Origin of the sequence: Haloferax sp. Atlit-12N (assembly GCF_003383095.1) — an archaeon.
Classification (GTDB): domain Archaea; phylum Halobacteriota; class Halobacteria; order Halobacteriales; family Haloferacaceae; genus Haloferax.
The window spans coordinates 1-602 of sequence record NZ_PSYW01000064.1 but is presented as its reverse complement, the minus strand read 5'-3'; the positions used below and the strand labels follow the sequence as shown (position 1 = coordinate 602).

Annotated in this window: 1 protein-coding gene; it reads left to right on the top strand. The window is 52.5% G+C overall.

All coding sequences use genetic code 11. From position 1 onward, the window contains the following. On the top strand, positions 1-305 hold a 305-nt coding region (locus C5B90_RS20010), incomplete at its 5' end, for a uroporphyrinogen-III synthase (RefSeq protein ID WP_199517583.1). Positions 306-602: the final 297 nt, after the last annotated feature.

Here is a 602-nt window from a genome sequence, read left to right as displayed (position 1 = left end):
TGTATCGCTTGGAACGACCAGAGACTGCGGGACAGTCGGTTTCACTTGCGGTAGACGGTAAGCTGGACGGTATACTCTTCACGTCGCCAAAGACGGTCGAACACTTTGTTCAGATTGCGACTGAACGTGACGCTGTCGCTGCACTACAACGCGAGCTAGAGGAAACGATTGTTGGGGCGATAGGAGCACCGACAAAACGTGCTGGTGACAAGCATGGGATCGCTGTTGATATTATGCCGGATACAGTGGGTTTCACACAGCTTGCCGACGTCACTATACGTCGAATTCTGGAGACCAAACAATGAGCACATTTCGTCTCCAACCTGTTAAATGGCTTTGAGTGTTCACAGACGTCTCACCGTAAACCACGTTACTCCAATGAAGAAGGTAGCGGCACCAGACACTAACAGGGTTTGACGATAGCCGAACAGCGCTGCAGCCTCGACACTAAGTGGCGGACCGACCGTCGTGCCGAGTCTGAGAACAGGTGATTTACTGGAATTACGGAGGCTACAAGCCGTCCGGCGAGTCCGATCACAAAAAGTAGCGCGAGCCCAGGGATGAGTGTTCGTCTCATTCAATCACCACGGGACCTGAATACC